Origin of the sequence: Arthrobacter sp. StoSoilB5, assembly GCF_019977235.1 — a bacterium.
GTDB lineage: Bacteria > Actinomycetota > Actinomycetes > Actinomycetales > Micrococcaceae > Arthrobacter.
Genome location: NZ_AP024646.1, coordinates 4503183 through 4524535, shown reverse-complemented (window position 1 = coordinate 4524535; position 21353 = coordinate 4503183). Strand labels below are relative to the sequence as shown.

The following is a 21353-nucleotide window of genomic DNA, read 5'->3' as shown; positions in this document are numbered from 1 at the left end:
CTGATTCAGCTTGTACGGGAAACGAATTCCCTCATTCATGGTTCATGCTGCCCACCGCGATTGACAAGCTCATCCGGCCAAGTGTGACGGATTACACGTTGGAGGTTACTCCGTGTAACCCGTGCTCAGGCTCTGCTCGCGCCACCGATCCACCTCGGCACGCTGGGCCTCTTCCACCGCGCCGTAGGCGTAGACGGCGTCGGCGCCCAGGAGCAGGAAGGCCGGTGTCTCAGCTGCCTCGACGGCGGCGATAATCACCTCTGCTGCTTTGTCCGGGTCGCCGGGCTGGGTGCCGTGGACGGTGTCATTTTCCTTGCGACGCTTGCCGGCCGTCTCGGCATAGTCATCAATCGCCTGGGCCGACTGCGTCAGTGAACGCCCCGCAAAATCGGTCCTGAACGCACCGGGCTCCACCACTGTCACAGAGATACCCAGAGGCTTCAGTTCCTTCTGCAGCGAACCGGACAGGCCCTCCAGCGCAGCCTTCGTTGCTGAGTAATAGCCGGAACCGGGCGGGCAGATCCGGGCGCCAATGGAGGAAATATTCACGATCGCACCGGATCGGCGGGAGCGCATCCCAGGCAGGACGGCCTTGATCATGGCCACCGGACCAAAAACGTTCGTGTCGAACAGCGCCCGGACATCGCCGTCGTCGCCCTCTTCAATGGCTGCGCGGTAACCGTAACCGGCATTGTTGACCAGGACGTCAACCGCACCAAAGCGTTCCTCGGCCTCCCTCATGGCGGCTTCTATCTGCGACTGCTCGGTGACATCGAGTGCGACGGCGAGGGCTGTCGTCGGAAATTCTGCGGCCAGGTCCTGCAGCTTGGAAGTATCGCGGGCCGTGACGACGGCGTTGTCGCCACGCGCGAGGACAGCTTGGGCCAGTGCGCGGCCGAGTCCGGTGGAGCATCCAGTGATGAGCCAGGTGGTCATGATGTTCCTTTCATGGGTGGACGACTCCCTTGGAACGGTACCCCTGCGAGGGGTCGGCGTGGGCTCCTGACCTTCTTTGAATCTTGGGCGGCGTCAAAACAACTCCAAGCAGTTGCATTTGGCGGCAATCGACAGCAAAGAATGTAGGGAAGCAGCGAGTTCAGGCCTATTCAACTTCTGTCAAACTCTTGACTGCCATGTTTTGTCACTGGTAAACATTGAGGCGGAAAGCGTTTTCTCACCCCCTCGGACCCTCAAAAGGTGTTTCGCTTTGCGATTTATTGAAACGTTCCAACCTATGTGCGGCAGACCTACTGCCGCCCAGCATCAAAGGAGATGTTCTTTGGCTAACCCCATGAAGTGTTCCTCTCGCAGTACCAACGGCCGTGCGTTCAGGGGCCTACCGTTGGCAGCGGCGGCTTCCCTGGCCGCAGCAGCCATAGCCCTGACAGGAGTCCCACTCGCCCAAGCAGCTCCAGCCACTGTCAGCCCGACAACGCAAACCGGTCTTCCCGGCGTCGTGCCTGCCGAAAAGGCAGCCCCGACGCTCAAACGCCAGGTGGAATACCTGGATCGGGCTCCCGTCGCCGTCTTGACCGACCAAGGCGTTACCGTGAGCTGGCGCATGCTCGGCCTGGATGAGGACACCGTGGGTTTCCAGGTGCTGCGCGACGGCGTCAACATCACCGAGGAGCCCATCCGCAACGCCACCATGTTCGTGGACCCGGACGGAACGGCGGCGTCCAGCTACGTCATTAAGACGGTTGGAAATGGCCAAGGGCAGGACAAGTTGACCGAAGCGGTCAAGCCGCTGACGCAGAACTACCTGGCCATCAAGCTCGATAAGCCCGCCGACGGCGTGACTCCCGACGGCAAGGCCTACACCTACGGGGCCAACGATGCGACGGTGGCCGACCTCGACGGCGACGGCAAGTATGAGGTCATCCAGACGTGGGCGCCGTCCAACGCCAAGGACAACTCGCAGTCCGGCTACACGGGCAACGTTTACGTCGATGCCTACAAGCTGGACGGCACCAAGCTGTGGCGCATCGATCTGGGACGCAACATCCGCGCCGGCGCACACTATACCCAGGTTCTGGCCTACGACTTCGACGGCGACGGCAAGGCCGAGGTTTCCTTCAAGACGGCGGACGGCACCCGTGACGCGGCGGGAACGGTGATCGGAAACGCCGACGCCGACTTCCGCAACAGCGCCGGTTACGTCCTGTCCGGCCCGGAATTCCTGACGGTCTTCAGGGGCGAGACCGGAACCATCATGGATACCGTGGCTTACGCGCCCGAGCGCGGCACCGTTTCCAGCTGGGGCGACAACTACGGCAACCGCGTGGACCGGTTCCTGGCTGGCGTCGCGTACCTCGACGGCGAGCACCCCTCAATGATGTTCAGCCGTGGCTACTACACGCGCACAGTCCTGGTGACATACGACCTTGTGGACGGGAAGCTCGTGAAGCGGTGGACGTTCGATTCCAACGTTGCCGGGGACGAGTACAAGGGGCAGGGCAACCACAACCTCTCCGTAGTTGACGTGGACGGTGACGGCAAGGATGAATTCGTCTTTGGCTCCATGACCATCGATGACAACGGCCAGCCGCTTTACAACACCAAGTTGGGCCATGGAGACGCGATCCACACCAGCGACCTTGATCCATCCAGGCCAGGCCTTGAAACCTTCGCCGTCCACGAAAGTATGAGCCAGAGCGGCAACAGGGGAGCTACCTTCCGTGACGCTGCCACGGGTGAGGTTCTCTGGAGCATCCCGGCCATCAAGGACACTGGCCGCGGAGCCGCAGGGGACATCGATCCCCGATATGCCGGGGCTGAAGGTTGGGCGGTAGGCGGTTCCGCCTCCTGGGATTCGCCTGTAGGCCAGCTGATGTCCGCCAAGGGAGAGCTGATCGCGGAGAAGATTCCTGCCGCGAACTTCCTGGCCTGGTGGGATGGCGATCTCCTCCGCGAGATTGTGGACCACGATTACGACGCAACGGTGTCCCGTGGCGTTCCCACCATCTCCAAGTGGAATTGGGAAACCGAGCAGAGCGACCGTCTCCTGACGGCCGACGGCGCCCGCAGTAACAACACCACCAAGGGAAACCCGTCCGTCCAGGCAGACATCCTGGGAGACTGGCGCGAAGAGATCGCCTGGCCATCCACTGACAGCACCGAGCTGCGCATCTACACCACCACGGCTCCCACCGAGGTTCGCCTGCGGACGCTGATGCACGACACCGCGTACCGCACGTCCGTCGCCCGGGAGAACGTGGCCTACAACCAGCCGCCGCACCCGAGCTTCTACATCGGCGAGGGCATGCAGACGCCGGCGATGCCCGCCGTCGCCTATGCAGGCCAGAAGTAGCGGTCACTTATTAACCGCAGTGCCGCCCGGATCGTATTGATTCGGGCGGCACTGGTTGTTTGTTTCGTGCGGGTGGCTGCTACCGCTGCCCCGGCAGCCCACCCATCGGTGGGATGTAACCCGGGCCGAAGCCCTCGTCGTCCTTCCGTTCCGCGGCACTGCGCGTATCGCTGTCCGCAGTCTCGTCGGATTCGCCTTCCAGATCTGCGAGGCCATTGGTCTGATCGAAGGTGTGCGTGATGGGATCTACGATCGGGACGTCGGCGGGTGTAGCCATGGTGCTCGTGTCGGCATCCCGTTCGGGTGCCTTGTGCTCGACGTATTCCTTGAACTTCTTCAAGTCCGATTCCGCCTGCCTTTCAACCACATGCAATTTGTCGCCCAGGAATTCAAGGACGCCGTGGGGTTCGTATTCCAGTGACAGATGCAAGGACGTCTGGCTCGGTCCGGCTTCCTTGAAGTCCACCCAGCCGGCATTCTTGGCACCTTCCACAGCGGCCCATGCCACGGCCCGGTCCATGTCCTGCTGGACGATCTTTGCTTCCCAGCGGCGATGGACGCCAGCGATTTCGGCTACCCATTCCAGACGGTCCTCGCCCAGGCGCGTCACGCGTTCCACTCCGCCCATGAAACGGGGGAACTCTTCGAAATGCGTCCACTGACTGTAGGCCGTACTCACCGGAACGTTGACCAGGATTGTCTTGTCTACCTTCGTGGTCACAATGTCCTCCTCTGACTCGGTTCGGTTTGCCCGGGACGACGTCATGCGCCATCCATTAATAAGCTTACTTACCGTGGATCCCCGGGCCCAGACCAGGAGATCACCCGGCCGTCCTGGATCAGGAACTCCAAATGCTCCGATATGTCTGCCAGCACGGAAATGTCCGCCACTGGGTCCGCGCCAAGCACCAGAATGTCCGCGTCCGCGCCAGGTGCGATCACGCCAAGTTCACCTTCGCGCTCAAGCAGCTGGGCCGCCGTCGTGGTTGCTGAGCGGATGGCATCGATTGCTGGCTGGACCTTGCCAAGCAGCCTGAACTGTTCGTTCTGATGGCGGTGCATGCCGCCCAGGAGGTCGGAGCCGAACGCCATTTTCACGCCGGCTTGGTGGGCTCGGGAGATGGCCTCCAGCCCGCTGGTTAGTACGGAGTCCACCTTGGCCCACATCTCCTCGGTGAGCCCGAATTCCTTGCCCTCTTCCTTTAGCGCCCAGTAGGTGACGAGCGTGGGAACCAGGAAAGCGTCCTTCTCGATGAAGAGCCGGAGGCTTTCGTCATCCAGGAGGTTGCCGTGTTCGATCGAGCGGACGCCGGCTTCGAGTGCGCGATTGATGGCACGGGCTGTGTAGGCGTGGGCTGCGACGTAGCGATTGGCGGCTTCGGCTTCTTCCACCGCGGCCCGCATTTCTTCCATCGAGTACTGCGTGGAGTCGATGCGGTCCGTGGGGGAGGAGACCCCACCGGACGCCATGATCTTGATGTGGTGGGCGCCCTTGCGGATCTCGTCGCGAGCGGCTGCCCGGACTGCGTCAACTCCGTCGGCTACGCGACCGATTCCGCAGCACCCGCGGCCATTGGGATCGTGGTCTTCACCCGGAAGCCGCATGTCGCCGTGTCCGCCGGTCTGGCTCAGGGCGTGGCCGCAGAAGTGGATCTTCGGACCCTCAAGCAACCCTTCCTGCTGGGCCATCGCCAGGCCGAAGTCAGCGCCGGACAGGTCGCGGACAGTGGTGAAACCGCGGCGCAGCATCTCTCCCATGATCCGGGCAGTCTGTGCGTACACGTACGACGCCGGGGTCCAGGTCAGCGAGCGGAAGTCAGCACTGGAAGCGACCACATGGACGTGCGCATCAATGAGCCCCGGGATGACGAACTTACCGGTGCCATCAATGACCCGCGCACCGGCAGGGACTGATGCGTTCGGCCCGACGCTGACGATCTTTCCATCAACACTTACGACGTCGGCAGTGGAGTACGTGCCTGCCTCGACGTCCAGGACGCTTGCGTTGCGGATGACGAGCGGGGCGGCTTTGGGGGTGGTGCTCATGCTAGACATTGTCCTTCCCGGGGACTTCGGTGGCTGCGGGGACTTCGGTGGGATGGGATTCAAAGGCTTGGACGAGTTCGGCCAGATTCGTGTTGACCAGTTCGACGGCGGTTGCCACGCTGTGCTGCGTGTACTTGCCTTCTGCGTCCAGTAGCGCCAGGACTCCTACAACGTTGCGTTGCTGGTCGAGGACAGGCACGTTGATGACGGCGCCGCAGCCGAGTTGCTGAATGAGCGCGGAGTCTGCAAAGACCTCCCTCAGTGCTGTCAGATCGGCGGCCAGGAACGGCTTCTTGTCCTCGATGACCGTCCCAAGCCAGCCAGGTGAGATTTCGACCGTCTTCTCACCGCCCACCGGATACTCGGCCGGGTGGCTGGTGAACAGCCGCTTGAGGCTGGAGCGCTGGGGGATCCACTGGAGGGCGGTGAAGAGGATGACGCCGGGGTCCTGCTGCAGGGCGTCGAAAGCGTGTTGGAACGTGGTGTCGGTTTTCATGAAGTTTCCGCTCATTTGCTCACTGTCCCTGCCGCTGCCGGATCATGTTCGGCGCGGGCGTTGATGTCCTCCAAGGACTTGCCCGCCGTGGATGCGCCGAAGATCACCACGCCAAGAACGCCAATGGTCAGAACCACTGTGGTCATGGTGAACACCCCGCCGAAGCCAAGGGAAGCGGCGAAGATACCGATGATGGACGGTGCGAGGATGCTGCCGATACGGCCAACTGCGCTGGCCAGGCCAACACCGGTGGCGCGCATCCAGGTGGGGAAGAGCTCAGGGGTGTAGGCGTAGACGCCGGCATACGTGCCGTTCAGGAAGAAGGACAATGTTGCGGCGGCCACCAGGATCATGCCGGAATCGTTGGATTGGCTCAGCCAGAACGCGCTGAGAGCCGATCCCGCAAGGTACAGGGCGATCGTGTTCTTGCGGTCGATCCGGTCGCACAGCCATGCTGCCGAGAAGTAGCCCGGAATCTGCGCCAGGTAAATGATGATCGAGTATTCAAAGCTCTTGGTTACGGTGATACCCCGGCCCACCAGCAGTGTGGGAATCCAGGAGAAGAAGCCGTAGTAGGAGAAGGTGATCACGAACCAGATCAGCCAGATGACGGCCGTCCGTCGGCGCATGGCCTTGGACCACATGAACTTCAGTGCATTCCAGATGCTGATCTTCTGCTCATGCGTGGCGATTTCCTCCGGGGCTGGAGGCAGGGAAGCGAGGTTTTTGCCCGTGGCCTTGACCACGCTCTGCTCAAAGCGCTCCACCACCTCTGTTGCTTCGGCTACGCGGCCACGGCTGATGAGGAAGCGCGGTGATTCCGGCAGGCTGCGCCGCCACCAGAGCAGGAGAAGGATCGGTATGGCCGTGACCACTTGGGCCCAGCGCCAACCGTCCTCGCCCATCGGCACAATGAACCGGCCAATTAATGCAGCGCCCACAAAGCCGAAGGAGAAGAAGCCGGCAAGGGTTCCAATGAACCAGCCGCGACGCTTCGGGGGAATGAACTCTGACAGGAACGGGGCGATGATGACGCTTTCTGCGCCTGCACCCAATCCTGCAAAGATCCGTGCAATCAGGAAGACCTCGAAGTTGGGAGCCATGGCTGCCACCACTGACATGAGGCAGTAGAAGGCGAGCGCCCACAGCATGACCTTCTTCCGGCCAAATCGGTCGCCCATCCATCCGGAGAGGATGGCGCCAAAGAAGAAGCCCAACGGGGCGGCTGAACCTACCAGGCCGAGGCTGGCAGTGCTGAGGCCCCACAATTCCTGGATTCGAGGGAGCAGGAACGCGACCACTGCGCCGTCCATGCCGTCGAATGAGTAGCCGAGGCCTCCGATGAGGAGAAGCTTGTAGTGTGGTCGACTGAGAGCCAGACGATCCAAGCGTGCGGTGAGAGACATGGTGATTCCTGCCAAAGTGGGCCAAGTTGTACATTTTTAGGAATATGCACAAGTCTGTGCAGATGCGATGTATCGAAGGTACGGCGAAAGTGTGAGGTAGGTCAATAGGTGGAAGAAGATTTCGACTCGTCAACGTTGACCGAGTGGCTGGATAGCCGTGTTCAGGGCCGCAAGCTTGCAGCTCGTCAGATGCAGGTAGTTGGAATCCTGCGCTCGCAGCCCCGCCTTGCTTCCTACGGGTCCGTCAGTGACATTGCTGCCGCGGCCAATTCGAACGCCTCCACAGTGACCAGGACCGCGCAAACACTGGGATTCAAGGGCTGGGCTGACTTCCAATTTGAGCTCAGGTCACGGTTCCTGGCGTCGCTGAGCGCAGTGGAAGTTGCTGCGGAGCACAATGGCCATATCAGTAGTCCTGCACAGGCTGCCGTCTCAACCGATCGCGCCAATTTGGCCCATTTTGAACGAACTCTGGATGCCGACACAATCCACCAGATTGCCCAGGCCATTGCCGGTGCCCGGCAAACCTTCATTGTGGCAGCAGGAAGCTACGCCATCCCCGGCAAGGCCTTGGAGCACAACGCAATCATCGCCGGTTACAACGTCCGGCTCCTCGATGCCGACGTCGCCGCCCTGACCAATGCCATTGCGCGGCTGGGCGCCGAGGACCTCGTCATCGCCATTAGCCTCTGGAGGGTTTACGACAGCACCATTCGCGCCGTGGACATTGCCCACAACATCGGGGCGCCGGTGGTTTCCATCACGGATAGCGCGGGATCGCCTGTGGCAGTGCACGCCCTGCACCGGATCGTCGTCCCCACCGAAGGTGCCGGCTTCTTCCCGTCCCTGACAGGTGCGGTGGCCGCGGTCCAGGCGATCGCCGTCGAACTTGCCTCCCTGGACCGCGAACGCTCCAACCAGAACATCGCTGCCTCCGAGCGCACATGGGACCAGATGCGGATCATGCATCCGCGGTCGAGTTCCTAGCGCCGTGGCTTCCGCAGGACTTACGACGCCGGGACCTCCAAAGCGGGCAAGTCGCCTCCGATGAGGGCCAGGTTTTGGATGACGGCCAGGCCGAACTGGGCGGTGTCATTGGTGGAAACGGTTGGAGCCTCGTCCACCGGCTGAAGGACGAGCGGTGGCAGGATCTCCTTCAGCGTGAAGGCCTCGGCATGGTTGAGGTTCTCGCCGCCCTCGGCAAAGCTCTCCCACGCCAGCTCCGCCAAATCCGGGGACCCGAGTCGAGCTGCGGCGTAGGCCGTGAGTCGGCTGTGCGCCTGAGTCAGGTAGATGCCTGCAAGTGGCTGTCCAACCTCGGCCTTTTGCTCCTCCGGGCTGGCCAGGAATAACCGGCAGTACTGCAGCCACGCGTTCTCAAAAGATGCATCCGGTACCAAGCTGATCAGTTCGCTGCAGATTTCCACCAAACCAAACACGGCACTTAGGTGCGAGACGCTGATGACTTCGCGTCCGGCGTCGAACCTTCCTTTGTCCAGGTCGTAGAGCGCCTCGCCGGTGAGGAAGCCGTACTTGAGCGCGCCGATGTCAGCCATGGTGCCTAAGAGCCGGTCGCGCGAGCGCGGGTTGCCGGTGCGTTCCCAGTCGGTGAGCCACGTGGCGGCGAGCGAGCCCCAGTCGGTACCGAGCCCGACGCCCAACGCGCCGCGGTCCGGGCGGTAGGTATCGGCGTCGGGACGCACTTTGCGGACGGGGTCCAACCCGAGGAAGTTCTGGTCGCTGTCCACAAGCTCGGTGAGGAGATCGCCGGTGCGCTCGTCCGCCGTGAGGTAGTAGTAGAAGCGCCGGTATGCCGGGGTGCTGATGCGTAATTGCTTGGCGCTGCACCCCCAGTGCTGCACGTTGTGCCGGGAGCCCAGGCCACGACACGGGCCCACATGGTAGACGTCCACCTCGCCAGTGTGGCGCGTCATTGCCTCGGCGAAGCGGAAGACGTCGGCCCGGCCCGAGCGCAGGTACATGTACCAAAGCCAGAGGTCGGGCGAGAGTTCCGAGTTGTCCCACGCGTAGCCGCCGACGTCGTACCGCCAGACGTGCCTGTCCGAATCGTAGGTGTGCATGACGTCCCCGTAGTTCCAGAATCCGTACCAGCGGCGCTGCTCCCTTTGGCCTTGGTAGAAGTCGAACAGGAAATCGAGCTTGTCTTCGAGTGCCGCCCGCGCCGGGGTGCTGCGGTCCACCGGCGTCCAGTCGCCAAAGACACCCGCGGAGTGCAGGTACTCAGGTGATGGCTGCAATAGCGGGGGAGTGGACGCGCCCCGGGCGTCCGCGGCGAGAGATTCGGTGCTGGGCGTGGCGTCGTACGCGAACAGCGTGAGCTCGTGGGTTCGTGCAATTCCCGTGGGATTGCCGAAGCCGGGCTCGTAATCCTCGTACGTGATCTCGAGCCCCTCGAGTTGTTCCTCGAAGGTGTCCTGGCCGAGGCCGTCGTGATAGAAACGCAGGTCCATCGGCTGGGCTTCGGGGGAGTAGAGCCAGGCAGTTACTGTTGCGTTGTCTGTTGCGGCTCCGCGGATGTCCAACTGCCCCGGGTGCGACTGCCAGAAATCCCGCACGCCCACCCCGAATCCGCCCCGCAGGTCACTCAGGGAGCAAAAGCCCGCGGACCGGGTTCCGCCGGAAATGCCCACCCAACCGTTGCCCGGTGCCGTGCGTTTGCGCAGCTCAAAGCCGTCCGCGCTCAGCTGTGTGAGGGTGTAGTCGTTCCATGCGGGGATGAGGTGGAGCCGTTCGGAAACCAGTGTGCTCCATTCGTTCAGCGGCGGCGTTGGCCGCCCGGCGACCTGTGCGGCGCGCACATCCTCGCCCGGATCCCTTCTCAGGCCTGTGATTCCACGGACCGCCTCCACAAGGAATCCGCCGTCCGCACCGGCAATCCGGACGTGGCGATCGTGCAATTCGCTCTCGAGCGGGACAGTGAACTGGACGCCGAGTCCTGCCAGAAAGTCCTGCGCGGCATCGCCGTCCCAAATGAATGAGTGCATCACCCGCACACTCCGGGCGCCGGCGTAGAAGTAGAACCGGACGGTGAAAGGGAGCCACTCCCTGGTGCCGGCGTGGGCCTTGTGCTTGCCTTCCAAGCGCACGACGGTGCGAACGGGACCGCGCTGCTCGACCGTCAAGGCCGTGACTTCTCCAGTGAAGCCTTCGCGCGTAATGCTGCCCGCGCCTTCCGCAACGCCGTTCTGCAGCAGGCTCACGAGCCGTGCGTCCTTCGCCACCACGGAACCGTCGCGGGACAACTTGCTGAACAGGCTCGCGCCAGACCGCGGCAGGACCATTTCCAGGGGCCCAGTGGAGACGGTGACCGAGTCACCTGTTTCGGTGACCCTCACTTCAGGGGAGCGTTCGACGGCGCCTGCCGGGTCGCCGTCGTGCGCTTGCGTACCGCTTGAGGTGACGGAGTATGCGCTCGTCGGGTTGCTCGTTGCGCCAAGTGCGATGCCCGCCCACTTGAGTGAGCCGTCCGGCCAGGTGGCGAGCGGCCAGGTTTGGGCGCTGACTTTGCGGCCTGTGCTGTCGAGGACGGACAGCTCTTTGGCGTCTTGGACGGTGCCGCGTTGGAATGGCACCCCCCACGTCGTGCCACCACTGAGTCCGGTTGGCGGTTCGCCATCGATCCACGTGATCGGGGCGTGCTGAGTCATGATCGATTCCACCTAAGGGTTGGGAAAACGCTTTCTTTGTGACGTTTCAAAAAGCTACTCGCCTGCGATGCGGGCCGCAAGGGGTGGCCACGTATTGGTCGCGATCTGGGGGTCCCGTAGCCGGAAATCGTTGACAGTCCTCTTCTCCGGCGCTATCGTACAACCAAATGGTTGTAGATCAGCTCAGTTCGGTACCCGAAAAAGACGTCCAGCTTGACCGCCTGTTCCAAGCCTTGGCAGATGCCACTCGCCGGGACATTTTGACCCGAGTGACGGCCGGGGAGTATTCGGTCTCCGGCTTGTCCGCGCTCTACGCCATGAGTTTCGCGGCCGTACAGAAGCATGTCGCGGTCCTGGAACGGGCCTCCCTTGTGGCAAAGGAGAGGCGAGGGAGGGAGCAGATCGTGCGGGGGAATCATGATGGACTGCAAAAAGCCCGGCGTCTGCTGGATCAATACGAAATGATCTGGCGGGAACGTGCCCACCGGATCGCCGAAATTCTCGCTGAAGATTAGGAAGGGATCTGCCATGACCGTGGTCAGCGTGGACAAGAATGCCGAGGCCCTGAGCCTTACCGTCGTTGCCGAGTTCGATGCCGATGTCCAGCGCGTTTGGAAAATCTGGGAGGATCCGCGCCAGCTCGAACGGTGGTGGGGGCCGCCTACCGTGCCGGCCACGTTCGAAACCCACGATTTCACTCCCGGAGGCGAGGCCGCTTATTACATGACGGTGCCCGACGGCACAAAGGCCCACGGCTGGTGGCAGTTCACTACCATCAACGCCCCGGATCACCTCGAATTCGACTACGGATTTGCCGACGAACAGGGCATCCCCTTGCACGAGCATGGAGCCGCTCACGCCACCGTCAAACTCGAGCCCGTTGGCAACCGCACCCTCATGACCATGTCCACGCGCTTTGACTCTGAAGAACAGCTTCAGAAGATGTTGGACATGGGCATGGAAGAAGGGCTGCGGCAAGCGATCGGCCAGGTCGACGCACTCCTTGCGGAGCCGGCCAACGCCTGACTCCCGTACCGAATACAAACCAAAGCCGACGACGGCGGGAGGCTCCCGCCGTCGTCGGCTTGCTGTTAGGTTCCTGCTGACACTGCCGCTGCGCCGCGCCCGTTGCTATGCTCAGTCCCACGCGCGCTGGAGCGCGCGGGCCCTTCGCGAACGGACAGTGACATGGCGCGGCTGATCATCATGGGACCTCCTGGCTCTGGCAAGGGCACCCAAGCGGAGCACATCGCACGGCACTTCAACATTCCCGCCATCTCCACCGGAGACCTCTTCCGGGCCCACGTCGGCAAGCAAACGGAGCTAGGAATCGAGGCCGGCAAATACATGGACAACGGTGAGTTCGTCCCCGATTCGATCACCATTTCGATGCTCCGGGAGCGGCTGGCTGAACCAGACGCGAATGCCGGGTGCCTGTTGGATGGATACCCGCGTACAGTCATCCAGATCGGCGCGCTCGATGAAATGCTGGCTGCCAGGCGGGAGCAGCTTGACGCTGTCATCGAGCTGACCGTTGCTGACGAGGAACTCGTTGACCGGATGCTCAGGCGTGCCAAGGAACAGGGCCGCAGCGACGACACAGAGACGGTCATCCAGCGCAGGCTCGAGCTGTATCGGGATGAAACCCGGCCCGTGGTCACCGCCTACTCGCAGCGTGGAATCCTGCTGACGGTGGACGGTTCCGGCGAGAGGGAATCGATTACGGCTGCTGCGATCGCTGCGGTGGAGAAGGCGTTGGCGGGCTAGGCACCCTGCGAGCATCGGAAGCGCGAACTACGTTGCCTCAATTTATGCCGGCCAAGGCCTGCATGCCGGATCCCACACCTTTGGTGAGGTAGAGGCGGAACTCCCTAACGCCCGGCACCCCTGCAAAAGTTCCCTTTGGTCGCCACATGACGGCGCATGTTCACAGATTTTGTCACAAGAATCACATCATCTTGTCATTGCACGTGACAGCATTCCTAGGCTGGAGTGGTCAGCATTTCCGAGCCAAAGGAAAACCAAGTGCCACAGTCGAACGACTCCGCGTCCATCTCCACCGACTCCCACAGCCCGCCGGGCAAGAACCCGCCCGGAAGCCCGGGCAAAGCAACCAAGCCCAACTTCCTCAGCAACCTGAGCGCCGACCTCCCCGCATCCCTCGTCGTCTTCCTCGTTGCCCTTCCGCTCTCGCTCGGTATCGCCGCTGCCTCCGGAGCACCCGTCATGGCCGGGCTCATCGCAGCAGCCATCGGAGGAATCGTCGCGGGCAGCCTGGGCGGCTCCCCACTGCAGGTGAGCGGCCCTGCCGCCGGACTGACAGTCGTCGTGGCCGGTCTGGTTGACGAGTTCGGCTGGCAGGTGACCTGCGCTATTACCGCAGCCGCCGGCGTCGTGCAGTTGTTGCTGGGTATTAGCCGGGTAGGCCGGGCGGCGCTGGCAGTTTCGCCGGTGGTGGTCAAAGCGATGCTGGCTGGCATCGGCATCACGATCATCCTGCAGCAGTTGCATGTGCTGCTCGGTGGCCAGGCGGCTGGGTCCGCCGTCGAAAACCTGACCGCATTGCCAGCGGCCATCACCAACGTCGAACTGCATTCCGCCCTGCTGGGCTTGGCAGTTGTGGCCATCCTCCTTGCCTGGAAATACCTGCCCACTGTAGTGCGGAAGATTCCCGGCCCGCTGGCGGCGGTCGTCGCCATCACCGCTTTGTCTGCAGCAGTTGCGCCCAGCGTTGAGCGCATCAGCTTCAGCGGTTCGCTGTTCGACGCCATTGCCTTGCCCAGCTTGCCCGACGGCAACTGGCGTGCCGCCGCCATGGCAGTCATCACGGTAGCCCTGATCGCAAGCATCGAATCGCTGCTGTCCGCGGTCGCGGTGGACAAGATGCACGCAGGCACGCGCACCAATCTCAACCGCGAGCTCGTAGGACAAGGCTCCGCCAACATGGTTTCGGGAATGCTCGGTGGCCTCCCGGTGACGGGCGTGATCGTCCGCAGCGCCACCAACGTTGAGGCCGGCGCCGCGAGCCGGGCGTCCGCCATCCTCCACGGCGTGTGGGTCCTGGTGTTCTCGGCACTGTTCGCTGGCCTCATCCAGCTGATTCCTTTGTCCGTGCTGGCCGGCCTGTTGCTGGTTATCGGCGCCAAGCTCATCAAGGTCGCCGACATCAAAACCAGCCTGCGCACCGGCGACCTCTTGGTCTACGTGGTCACGCTGGCATGCGTTGTTGTACTCAACCTGCTCGAAGGCGTCATTATCGGCCTCGCACTCGCGGCCCTCTGCGTGCTGTGGCGGGTACTCCGTGCCCAGGTCCACGCCCATCCTCCCGCCGGGGGGCAGCTCCCGTGGCGCGTTACGATCGCCGGGTCCTGTAGCTTCTTCGCCCTGCCCCGACTGAACCGCGTCCTGCACTCCGTGCCCGAAGGCCAGGACGTAGTGGTTGAACTCAACGCCGATTACCTCGATCACGCTTTCCGCGAGGCGCTGGTCGCCTGGCAGACGCAACACCGCGCCAGCGGCGCCTCGGTGGTGCTGGAGGAACATGGAACCACCGCTTTCACAGACGCCGCGGACAACACGCCCCAGCGCCAAGATCCACGCGAGTTCCCCCTGCCGCCCCGGACTTCCTGGCAGCCCTCGCCTTTGCAAAGGGCCCACCAGGAAGCGCACGACGACGGCGGGCAGCTTCCGCTGCGGTCGATCCTCCTTGGCATCGACAAATACCATCGACGCTACGCAGATAAGGTTCGCCCGCTGGTGCAGGATCTGACCGAGGGGCAGAATCCGGACACACTGTTTGTTGCGTGCGTCGACTCGCGCGTGAACCCCAACCTCATCACCAGCAGCGGCCCCGGCGACCTGCTGACACTGCGGAATATTGGCAACGTAGTGTGCCCTGATGGCCGGGATGCCTCGATCGACTCGACACTGGCGTTCGCGGTCAAGGGCTTGTCCGTGGACTCGATCGTGATCTGCGGCCACTCGAACTGTGGCGCGATGAAGGCCGTCATAGCCGACGCTGAGGGTGCGCCGGCAGCTTTGGGTGGGGGATTCGATGCCTGGTTGGGGCACGCCCGGCCGAGCTACCGCTCGCTGTTGGACGGTCATCCGGTAGCCCTTGCTGCCGAAGCTGAAGGCTACAGCCGCCTCGACCAGCTAAGCATGGTGAATGTCGCTGTCCAGCTCCAGAAACTCGAAGAGCACCCAGTCACTGGGCCGGCCTTGGCAGCCGGGCAAGCGCAGGCCACGGGCTTGTTCTACGACATTTGCACGGCCCGTGTGGTCCTTGTGACTCCTGAGGGCATCGAGCAACTGGACCCGAGCATGGCCGTTCAGTAGCCGGCGCTGCTTCATGACCTGCTTTGAGGTGATACTTGCCTGACACGCCGTTCACCTGCGGCGTGTCGGGGCCGTCCGGCGTTCAAAGGGGGTCGTGAAGGCACAGATTCAGAGCCGCCGCCGCGGCGCTGCTCTACAAGGTGGTGTTCGGGCGCACGGCTGCCTGAACCGCGCTGATCAAAGCCAAGACGTACGACGACGGCGGGTGCCGCCCGCCGTCGTCGTACGTCTTTCTTGGCACACCGACTCGGCGGCAGACGGAACAGGAAACTGGTGGTAGCTTGGGCGAATTCGTGGCTTGGAAAAGCTTGAAGAAGGGTGTCCTGCAGCGCGGGGCGGAGGGGGAACCATGGCGGTAAATTGCAATCCAAAACTTTGGAGAACTGCAGCAGCAGTCTTGCTGTTGATGTCGTCGGCGGGCATCGGGGCGGCCCCGGCGACGGCGTCCGCCCCGATGCCCGCAGGATTCATTTCGGCAGAGGGCGTGGTCCCTATGCTGGGGATGCGTTTTGTCGGGTCGGAGCTGATAATGGGTGCGCCGGGCGAATTCGGTGGGTGCGACAAGACCGAATCCGCCCCCAACGGCTACACCATCGAATGGCTCAGCAGCGGACTTCCGCTGCCCGAAGAGCGGCAGGAGGAGACGCTGAAGCTCGTGCCCGAGGACCGCGGGACCTTCATTTCCTTCAGGGTCCGCCCCACGACCCCCGAGAAGCAGGGGTGCCCGGACCAGGTAGAGCTGAGAAGCAAGGAAACCGCACCCATTGCAGCGTCCAACCGCGCCATGGGCTGGACGGGCCGGGGCAATTTCGAGCTTCTAGGGCGCACCGCTTCCGGTGAATTGGTCCTATACCCGAGGACCTACACCTACCAGCCCGGATGGTGCTTCAGTTCCGGAACGTGCCCGGGATACACGTCTGAATGGGACGAGCCCAGTGTGGTCGGGACGGGTTGGGGTGTGTTCAACATTGTGTTCTCGCCCGGCGATTTTGACGGGGACGGCAATAACGACATCCTGGCACGCGATGCGGGTGGCGTCCTCTACCTGTATCCGGGCGACGGCGACGGCGGCTGGCTTCCCCGGTCAGTGGTCGGAACGGGCTGGAACATCTTTAATACCGTCCTCGGGCCCGGCGACTTCAACGCCGACGGCAACAACGACGTCCTCGGTCGTGACGCCGCCGGCAGGCTCCTGCTCTATCCGGGCGACGGCGAGGGCGGCTGGCTGCCAAGTGTCGTAGCCGGCAATGGATGGCAGATCTTCGACACGATCATCGCTCCCGGGGACGTCACCGGTGACGGTTGGGTGGATCTCTACGGGCGGGATCACGCTGGCTACCTGCACCAGTACCCCACTGACGGCCATCTTGGCTGGTACCCGCCGACCCGACTGGGCCCGGGTTGGGGCGCGATGTCCGGGATCAGCGGCGCTGGAAGCTATACGCACAATGTTGAACTGCCAGTTAATGGCGGCGTGCGACAGCCCCGGAACGACCTCCTGGCCATCAACCCCGACGGCGAGTTGCTCCGCTACTTCGCCGGCGGCGCCATCGGCACGGGGTGGGACATTTTCGTGGAACTGATTTAGTACGTTTTTGGCTCCGCAGCCACCGGGAGTTTGCGGAATACTGGACGCAGAACCACGATTTCCGGCAGGCGAGGGCTGCCGTGCAAGGGGGCCAGGCGTGAACACCGAGAACAGTTCATTCCGGCGACGGCTGGAGCGCGGCGCCGAATTGCACGCGGTACGGGCCTCGGGCGGCAATGCCCGGGAAGAGGCGGAGCTTGAAGCTGCCGAAGCCGAAGAACGCGAGAAGCGCCGGAAGGTCGATGACGCCGCCCGGGTTGAATACCTCATCCGTGATGCTATGGCCCAAGGCAAGTTCGACAACCTGAAGTATGCCGGCAAACCGATCCCGGGGTTGGGGGAAAGCTACGACCCCGATTGGTGGGTGAAGGGCCTTATCCAGAGGGAGCGCCTGAGCGGGGTTGGTCCTCCGGCGATCCTGCTCCGCATTGAGGACGCGGAACTCGACGCGAAGCTGGACCAGCAGTACACGGAGAAACAGGTTCGCGACATCCTGGAGGACTTCAACCAGCGGGTCATCGAAGCCCGGAGACAGCTCCAGGGCGGCCCACCGGTGGTCACGAAGCTCCGCGACGTGGACGTTGAGCTTGATCTATGGCGTGAACGAAGGGCCGCGTCCGCTCCGTCAGAGCCAGAACTCGAGCCGCAGGCGAAACGGAGCTGGTGGCAACGCCTCTGGAACGGCTCGGGTTCACCCAACTAAGTAGCAGGTCGGGCCGTTCTGAGCCCTCAAAACGGCCCTCATCTGCTACCTACTTGGGCGGGGCCCCGACGAACAGCAGACGACAGCGGCACGTGGGTGCCGCCGTCGTCTGCCGTTTTGCTGTGTGGTGCCGCTAGACCAGGCTGTCTTCCTTTGCCTGCGCCGACTCCTTGCGTCCACCCTTGATCAGCGACGACAAGTGCGCCTGCTGCTGGCGGAAGTGGCCGTGGGCAGTGAGGCCGAACTCGTAGGCAGACTCCGCATGCTGGGTGAGGTCCACCCCGGTGACTTCGTGTTCGTGGGCAACGCGGAAGCCGATGGTCTTGTGAATAGCGCGGCCAATGAGCAGCGTACCCAGGCCCGAGAGGGCGATGGTGAGCAGCACGGCAACTGTCTGTGCCACGAGTTGCTGCACGCCGCCGCCGTAAAGGAGCCCACCAGCCACGCCTTCCGTGGGGAAGGCAACGAAACCAAGGGAAAGTGTGCCGATCACGCCGGCCCCGAAGTGCACGCCCACGACGTCAAGGGAATCGTCGAAACCGAACTTGTACTTCAGGTCCACGAACACGGCACAGGCGGCACCAGCAACGAGTCCCAGGCCAAGGGCCGCGAGCGGGGTGATGTTGGCGCAGGAAGGGGTGATGGCCACCAAGCCGGCAACGACACCGGAAGCTGCGCCCAACGAAGTCGGGTGTCCGTGGCGGATCTTCTCCGTGATCAACCAGCTCAGCATCGCAGCGGCAGGAGCCACCAAGGTGTTGACCCAGATCAGGCCTGCCTGCTCAACAGTGGTTGCAGCACCGCCGTTGAAGCCAAACCACCCGAACCAGAGGATTGCTGCGCCGATCATGATGAACGGGACGTTGTGGGGGCGGTGGTTGGGGTCCTTGGCGAATCCGTGACGCTTTCCCACGATCAATGCGAGGACGAAGGCGGCGGTACCTGAACTGACCTCAACCACGGCACCGCCGGCGAAGTCGATCACCTGGCCGAAGATCTGCGTGACGGCCCCACCTGCGCTCATCAAGCCCCCGCCCCAGATCATGTAAGCCAGCGGGCAGTAGACCACTGTGACCCAGATGGGGACGAAGAGTGCCCAGGCGCCGAACTTGGCGCGGTCGGCGATGGCGCCGCTGATGAGTGCCACGGTGATGATGGCGAAGGTAGCGGCGAAGACTACCTTGAGGAGGTCGGGCGAACCCATGAGGTCCTGGAGCCCGAAGTGCGCGAAGGGGTTGCCGAACAAGCCCAGGAAGCCGTCGCCGGTGGTCATCGAGTAACCCCACAGTACCCATACGACGCCAACGATGCCCGCCGAGATGAAGCTCATCATGATCATGTTGAGGGCTGCCTTGGCACGGGTCATACCGCCGTAGAAAAGGCCGAGCCCCGGGGTCATGAAAAGCACCATTGCCGATGACAACATCAGCCAGACGTGTTGCGCAGAGATCTCCACTGCGTTCCCTTCTGATCAAGCCTGTCCGAAACGGGCCCGGTGTTGCGTGGCCCTCACTTCCCCCCGATCAATATTCGGTGAGCTATGTTTCCGACTCAGAAGAGCTAAGTTGCGGGTAAGTTACAGAAACCCCACGTTCGTGAAGATCACGTGACTGGCATGTTTCGGGGATGTTACCGGCGCTTCTCGTGTGGTCATTTTTCGCGTGGCCCTGCCGGGTATCCGCCGCGCTTGCTGGAAATGATGATCGCCAAGGCTATTGCTGTTGGCAGCGCTGCGGCCAGCGGCACCAACTGAGCGCCAACAGTGGTCAGCGCCAACGCACCGTACCCGGCGCCGACGGCGATCCCCAGTTGAATGGTCACTACGGTGAGTCCGTTGGCTGCATCCTTGTGCTCCCCGCCAGCGCGAAGGATTGCCGCCTGGTTGTAGATGCCGATCGCTCCGAACGAAACGCCCCAGGCAACCATCAGCGCGAAGACCCCCACCCACGTGCCGCCCAGAACCGGCAGCAGCGCGAAGGCAAGCAAAAGAAGCCCGACGGCGATAATCACCGAACGCCGTGGATGGGAATCGGCGGTCAGGCCAGCGATCCAAATTCCAACCAAGCCAGAGATCCCGACCACAGACAGGGAAATGCCAGTGAGGGCTTCGGGCAATCCAGAGGCGAGCAGGAAAGGGGCAACATATGTAAAGAGTGTGAAGTGTGCGAGCAACAAGAGCGGCCAAGCGGTGGCCACGGCGATCACACCGGGTAGCTTGAGGGCTGCCCGGATCGACGGCGTCTTGTGCGTGCCGGGATCGTGCGCAGCCGGCAGCAGCCAGAGCGCCAAAAATGCCAGTAGGACACCAACCCCGGCCAGGACCACAAAGGAAACCCGCCATGTCATGAGGGTTCCCATCAGTGTGCCGATCGGGGCCCCGACAGCCAACGCGATGCTGGTCCCGCTGAAGACCACCGCCATGGACTTGCCTACTGAGTGCGCCGGGACGATGCGCGCTACATACGGCGCCATGCTCGACCACAACATGCCATGGGCAATACCGCCCAAAAGCCTTGCGGCGATGGCCACTTCAAGATTCGTGCTCAAAGCCAGCAAGACGTTGCTGAGCGCGAAGGCAAGCACCGTCCCCATCAACAGGGTCTTCCGCGGGACCCGCCCACCAAGGAGACGGGATAGGGGAAGGGCTGTGAAAACGATGATGGCTGCATATGCTGCGGTCAGGGAACCTACAGCCGATTCATCCACACCCAGATCCCGGCTGATCTGTGGGAGCAGTCCAGAGGGAAGCAGTTCTGTGGTGACAGCCGTAAAGCCCGCGGCGGCAAGCACCAAAAGGCCGCCCCACGGAATCTTGCTCGCCGCCCGGGTTTTCGCCGGGGTTGGCTTGGTCTTTGCTTCATATGGTGACGCGTGTACCTGGGCTTCGACCGCCAAAGGGTCCTGCTTCAAAAGATTGCTCCTCATGGATGAATCACGTGCGGGGCATGTGCGTGAGTAACCACAACGCTACCCAGCGATGGCAGCGCGAGGGAGGCTCTGATAGAAACCCCCTCGTGGGGCGCAGAGCAGGCCCCGCAAGACCCCTAGCGAGCGTAGAGTTCCGTGAAATTCCTCAGCACCCGCATTGGTTCCGTCACAGAGGCATGCCTTGCGGTTTCGATGAGCTCATCGGCAGCATGCGGGGGAAAATACCCTGCGTTCTTGTAGATATTAATCCTGGTGATAAGACCATCGACATCCAGTTCCGGGTGGAACTGTGTGGCGTAGAGATTCTTCTTGATTCGGAACATGTGCACAGGGCAGGCTGCGGAACTCGCGAGCAACACAGCGTTCTCCGGCAGTTGGCTGCAGGCTTCCTTATGTCCAACGAATGCTTCGAAGGTATGAGGCAGGCCTTTGAGCAGGGGATCGCGCTCCCCGTCTGCGGTCAGTTTGATCTCCGTTGCACCGACCGGTTCCCCGTAGCGACGGTCGATGATGGCTCCCTGATGAACACCCAAGGTTCCAACGCCGTAGCAGGCACCCAGGAAGGGGAAGTCCGCGGCCACGATGCGATCCAAGAGCGCTGAGAGTTCAGCTTCGACGCGAAGCTGGGCCTGGCTCTTCTCCTCTACAGGGTCACTGGAGGTGTAAGGACTGCCGCCCACAATCACACCGGAGTAATCGGCTAACTCAACGGCTGGCAATGGTGCCGCCTCCATCCTGACGCGGACCAGTTCCTCAGCCCGGAGCCCGCAGTACCGGAGGTAGGCCTGGTACTCGTCATCCGCTGCTGCGTCTTCAGCGCGGGTCGCCAACAGAAGGAAGGGCTTCACAGGCCCAGTCTGCGGGAGGAAT

The 21353-nt window shown here is 62.7% G+C and carries 17 protein-coding genes; 8 read left to right on the top strand and 9 right to left on the bottom strand.

Annotation, left to right across the window (positions count from 1 at the left end; genetic code table 11):
- Positions 1-105: 105 nt before the first annotated feature.
- Positions 106-936 (bottom strand): oxidoreductase, encoded by an 831-nt coding sequence (locus LDN75_RS20430; RefSeq protein WP_223934506.1) that lies wholly within the window; start codon positions 934-936, stop codon positions 106-108.
- Between the two features lie 355 nt (positions 937-1291).
- On the opposite strand from LDN75_RS20430, the gene LDN75_RS20425 reads away from it, so the two are divergent.
- Positions 1292-3310 (top strand): rhamnogalacturonan lyase, encoded by a 2019-nt coding sequence (locus LDN75_RS20425; protein WP_223934505.1) that lies wholly within the window; start codon positions 1292-1294, stop codon positions 3308-3310.
- Between the two features lie 79 nt (positions 3311-3389).
- Here LDN75_RS20425 and LDN75_RS20420 read toward each other — a convergent pair whose 3' ends face one another.
- The 4 genes from LDN75_RS20420 to LDN75_RS20405 all read right to left on the bottom strand — a co-directional run bounded on the left by LDN75_RS20420 (position 3390) and on the right by LDN75_RS20405 (position 7258).
- Positions 3390-4031 (bottom strand): SRPBCC family protein, encoded by a 642-nt coding sequence (locus LDN75_RS20420; protein WP_223934504.1) that lies wholly within the window; start codon positions 4029-4031, stop codon positions 3390-3392.
- Positions 4032-4099: 68 nt separating this feature from the next.
- Complete coding sequence (locus LDN75_RS20415; RefSeq protein ID WP_223934503.1) at positions 4100-5356, bottom strand: amidohydrolase family protein; 1257 nt, start codon at positions 5354-5356, stop codon at positions 4100-4102.
- Position 5357: 1 nt separating this feature from the next.
- On the bottom strand, positions 5358-5852 hold the full coding sequence (locus LDN75_RS20410) for a GAF domain-containing protein (RefSeq protein ID WP_223934502.1): 495 nt from the start codon (positions 5850-5852) through the stop codon (positions 5358-5360).
- Positions 5853-5863: 11 nt separating this feature from the next.
- Positions 5864-7258 carry an MFS transporter gene (locus LDN75_RS20405; RefSeq protein ID WP_223934501.1) on the bottom strand — a complete coding sequence of 465 codons (1395 nt, stop codon included), beginning with the start codon at positions 7256-7258 and terminating at the stop codon, positions 5864-5866.
- Positions 7259-7366: 108 nt separating this feature from the next.
- Here LDN75_RS20405 and LDN75_RS20400 point away from each other — a divergent pair, with 108 nt between their 5' ends.
- A complete protein-coding gene (locus LDN75_RS20400) occupies positions 7367-8245 on the top strand; it encodes a MurR/RpiR family transcriptional regulator (protein WP_223934500.1) in 879 nt (292 codons plus the stop codon).
- 20 nt (positions 8246-8265) lie between these two features.
- Here LDN75_RS20400 and LDN75_RS20395 read toward each other — a convergent pair whose 3' ends face one another.
- On the bottom strand, positions 8266-10926 hold the full coding sequence (locus tag LDN75_RS20395) for a Tat pathway signal sequence domain protein (RefSeq protein ID WP_223934499.1): 2661 nt from the start codon (positions 10924-10926) through the stop codon (positions 8266-8268).
- 167 nt (positions 10927-11093) lie between these two features.
- Between LDN75_RS20395 and LDN75_RS20390 the strand changes: the two genes are divergently transcribed.
- The 6 genes from LDN75_RS20390 (at position 11094) to LDN75_RS20365 (ending at position 17555) form a co-directional block, all read left to right on the top strand.
- On the top strand, positions 11094-11441 hold the full coding sequence (locus tag LDN75_RS20390; RefSeq protein ID WP_223934498.1) for a metalloregulator ArsR/SmtB family transcription factor: 348 nt from the start codon (positions 11094-11096) through the stop codon (positions 11439-11441).
- Between the two features lie 13 nt (positions 11442-11454).
- A complete protein-coding gene (locus tag LDN75_RS20385) occupies positions 11455-11952 on the top strand; it encodes an SRPBCC domain-containing protein (protein WP_223934497.1) in 498 nt (165 codons plus the stop codon).
- 162 nt (positions 11953-12114) lie between these two features.
- A complete protein-coding gene (locus tag LDN75_RS20380) occupies positions 12115-12693 on the top strand; it encodes an adenylate kinase (protein WP_223934496.1) in 579 nt (192 codons plus the stop codon).
- Between the two features lie 258 nt (positions 12694-12951).
- Positions 12952-15264 carry a bifunctional SulP family inorganic anion transporter/carbonic anhydrase gene (locus LDN75_RS20375; protein ID WP_223934495.1) on the top strand — a complete coding sequence of 771 codons (2313 nt, stop codon included), beginning with the start codon at positions 12952-12954 and terminating at the stop codon, positions 15262-15264.
- A gap of 406 nt (positions 15265-15670) precedes the next feature.
- The gene (locus LDN75_RS20370; protein ID WP_223937655.1) at positions 15671-16852 is read left to right on the top strand and encodes a VCBS repeat-containing protein; all 1182 of its coding nucleotides are present in this window, start codon (positions 15671-15673) and stop codon (positions 16850-16852) included.
- Between the two features lie 97 nt (positions 16853-16949).
- Positions 16950-17555, top strand: coding sequence for a DUF1992 domain-containing protein (locus LDN75_RS20365; RefSeq protein WP_223934494.1), 606 nt, complete (start codon positions 16950-16952; stop codon positions 17553-17555).
- A 133-nt stretch (positions 17556-17688) separates the two neighbouring features.
- Here LDN75_RS20365 and LDN75_RS20360 read toward each other — a convergent pair whose 3' ends face one another.
- From LDN75_RS20360 to LDN75_RS20350, 3 genes are all read right to left on the bottom strand, one after another.
- Complete coding sequence (locus LDN75_RS20360; protein ID WP_223934493.1) at positions 17689-19011, bottom strand: ammonium transporter; 1323 nt, start codon at positions 19009-19011, stop codon at positions 17689-17691.
- A gap of 194 nt (positions 19012-19205) precedes the next feature.
- Positions 19206-20366 carry an MFS transporter gene (locus tag LDN75_RS20355; RefSeq protein ID WP_223937654.1) on the bottom strand — a complete coding sequence of 387 codons (1161 nt, stop codon included), beginning with the start codon at positions 20364-20366 and terminating at the stop codon, positions 19206-19208.
- 233 nt (positions 20367-20599) lie between these two features.
- Positions 20600-21331 (bottom strand): glutamine amidotransferase, encoded by a 732-nt coding sequence (locus LDN75_RS20350; RefSeq protein WP_223934492.1) that lies wholly within the window; start codon positions 21329-21331, stop codon positions 20600-20602.
- Positions 21332-21353 lie beyond the last annotated feature (22 nt).